Raw genomic sequence first — 3,093 nt, forward strand, 5'->3', positions numbered from 1 at the left:
CCACCATTACTTTTAGGTGCAGCGGTAGTTCAGTTGGTTAGAATGCCGCCCTGTCACGGCGGAGGTCGCGGGTTCGAGCCCCGTCCGCTGCGCCATCTACTTTTAAATTTTTCATATTTTTTTATTTTTGTCTTTATTTTTTAAATTTAATGCAAATTTTTTATAAAAATATTTTGTTAAATAATATGTAAAATAATACATAAAATATTGTCTTTAGAAAAAATTTAAAATATATTTTTCTTTATTAAAAAATTTTTTAGTTTTTATAGCAAAAATAACAATGAAAGCCCAATTTTCACTAGATTTTCTAAACAAAGAATATTTAAATTTTAAAACTAAATTTAATATAAAATTTCAATTATCTTTATAGCGCAATTAAAAAATTTATCTTTGTCTAAGGCATTTTTTTAAAATTTAAAGCCAAAAATCGTTTTATCGTGCAAATATACAATTAAATTTTTATGCTTATTGGCAGATAAAACCATCTTATCAAATAGTTAAATTTAATCTCACAAGCCAAAATTTTAATGCAAATTCTATTTTTTCTCAAAAGTGATTACCGGCAAAGAAAAAATATTATTTTTATCTTTTGATTATCAAAATATCAATATAATCGTAAAAATTTATAAAAGGACAATTATGGCATTTGAAAATGTATTAAGAGCGATTGAAGATATAAAAAATGGAAAAATGGTCGTTATGGTCGATGATGAGGACCGCGAAAACGAGGGCGATCTAGTCTTTTCAGCAGCTAGTAGCGACATGCAAAAGGTAAATTTTGCTATCACTCATGCAAAGGGCGTGCTCTGTCTTGCTATGGATGAGGCAAACGCCAAAAGACTTGACTTGCCGCTAATGGTAGCTAAAAACACATCGAGCCACGAGACAGCTTTTACAGTCACGATAGACGCAAAAGACGCAACAACGGGTGTGAGCGCATACGAGCGCGATATGACGATCAGGCTTGCGGCTGATGCTAGCTCAAAGCCTGAAGACTTCGTGCGTCCAGGACACATCTTCCCGCTCATAGCCAAAAATGGCGGCGTGCTAGTTCGCACAGGCCACACAGAGGGCTCAGTCGATCTTTGCAAGCTTGCAGGTGTTGCTCCGATGGCTTCGATATGCGAGATCGTAAAAGAAGATGGCACTATGGCAAGACGCGATTATTTAGAGGAGTTTTGTAAGAAATTTGGGCTAAATATGATCAGCGTTTCTGATCTGGTTGAGTATAGACTAAGCCATGAAAGCCTCATAAAAGTTGGCGAAAAAAGTGACGTGATGATCGCAGACTACGTGGCCACAAGATACGATATCACTGATCACAAAGGTAAAATTCACTCAGCTTATCTTTTTGGCGAGCCAAAGAGCAAGACAAATGTCAAATTTCAAAAGATTCTTGCTGATCACGAGCTTTTGAGCAGTCCAAAATACGAAGAGCTTTTAAAAACTATCAAATTTCTAAGCCAAAATGGTGGAATTTTGATCTTTTTAGATAGCGACAACTCAAACACAAGCAAGGACTACGGCATCGGAGCGCAAATTTTAAATCACTTTGGCATAAAAGAGATCGAGCTTTTAAGCTCAAATAAAAATAAAGAATTTGTAAGCTTAGCCGGTTTTGGGCTAAATATAGTCGGCTACAAAGAAATTTAATATCCCAAATTTAGCCAGTACAGCTTGGTTCTGGCTAAATTTAATAGTACTTCCTAGATCAAATTTTCGTAGGTCACTCGCAAATTTGAGATAACATTTCACATTAAATTTAATAAGTTTCTCTTTTGTTTAAGTTTATCTAACATAAATTTAGTATATAAGCCTATTTTTATGCTAAAACTAAAATTTTATTTTAAATATATTTTATAAAATAAATTAAATTTAATTAAAAAATTTCTAATATATCGCAAATTTACGTTATTTTTATAGACTTCATCATTTTATAATATAAAATATTATTTAAAATAAAAGATTAAATTTATATTTTAAATTTTATAATTCTACTAATATTTCACAAGGAGGATGAAATGAGATCTATATCAAACAAGATCGCATTGACGCTTATTGTTCTTTTGGGTGTTTGTTTTGCGGCGATGTCGGCTGTTAGCTACTTTAACGCAAAAGAGGAGGTGGTGAAGCTTATCAGTCAAAACCAAGATCAAATTCTATCTGACATCAAGTCTGTCACGCATAGTTTTGTGAGCGACTACATGGAGGACTCACAAAAGCTCGCCGATAAACTAACGGGTAGCGTTGGCAGTGAAGATGAAGTTCTTGCCCGTTTAAAATCTACAAAAGAAAATCTAAAATCAATAGTCATAGGCGCTTATTTTGCAGCAGAAAGCAACGGCTATACTTATGGCTCAAATGGCAAAATTTTAACCCCAGAAAAAGATAAATACGACCCACGTGGCAGAGGTTGGTATATCACTGCAAAGGGCAGTGGGAAAACCATCTTTACAAAGCCATATATCGATATGGTCGCCCCAGAGCACGACTTATGTATGACCTTTTCTACTCCGGTAGTGGAGGGTGGCAAGCTTATGGGAGCTACATTTACTGATGTTAATATCAGACTTTTGAGCAAAAAGCTCCTAGATATGGGTAAAACTGAGTTTGGCTATGTCTATTTTATGGATAGAGATGGTGTTATCTTGCTGCATGAAAATGAAAGTCTTGTAAATCAAGCCACAAACGCGACAAAGACGCTGGCTGCGAAATTTGCTAGCAAGGACTTTGGCGAAAATGGCTTGATCTCATACCAAAACTCAAAAGGCGTAAATGTTTCGGCTAAAATTTTGCCACTAAATGACGATGGCTGGCTAGCAGTTGCTGCGATAAATGCCGATACTTTCTCGAGCCAGACTATGCCCCTCCTAAAGATCCAGCTAATCCTAGCAGTGATATTTATCGTTATCCTCTCAGCATTTGTCTATTTCTTACTTAAAAAGTCTCTTAACCCTATAAAAACTATCCAGTCTAAGCTTGATGATCTATTTAAATTTGTAACTTACGAAGCAAAAGCACCAAGCAAGCTAGAGGTAAGATCAAATGATGAATTTGGCGAGATGAGTAAAGCGATAAATGAAAACATCGATA

At 35.0% G+C, this 3,093-nt stretch carries 2 protein-coding genes and 1 tRNA gene; all 3 read left to right on the top strand.

Annotated features, from left to right (window positions below):
* Window positions 1–18 precede the first annotated feature (18 nt).
* Window positions 19–95, top strand: a tRNA-Asp gene (locus G6W43_RS10435).
* Window positions 96–639: 544 nt separating this feature from the next.
* A complete protein-coding gene (locus tag G6W43_RS10440; protein ID WP_103617129.1) occupies window positions 640–1,653 on the top strand; it encodes a bifunctional 3,4-dihydroxy-2-butanone 4-phosphate synthase/GTP cyclohydrolase II in 1,014 nt (337 codons plus the stop codon).
* 368 nt (window positions 1,654–2,021) lie between these two features.
* Window positions 2,022–3,093, top strand: a 1,072-nt coding sequence (locus G6W43_RS10445) for a PDC sensor domain-containing protein (RefSeq protein ID WP_194169759.1), incomplete at its 3' end; no start/stop codon positions are given.

Origin of the sequence: Campylobacter concisus (genome assembly GCF_015229965.1) — a bacterium.
Classification (GTDB): domain Bacteria; phylum Campylobacterota; class Campylobacteria; order Campylobacterales; family Campylobacteraceae; genus Campylobacter_A; species Campylobacter_A concisus_BD.

Coding starts and splice junctions, on each gene's coding strand:
- G6W43_RS10440 (WP_103617129.1), top strand. CDS start 640: ATGGCATTTGAAAATGTATTAAGAGCGATTGAAGATATAAAAAATGGA.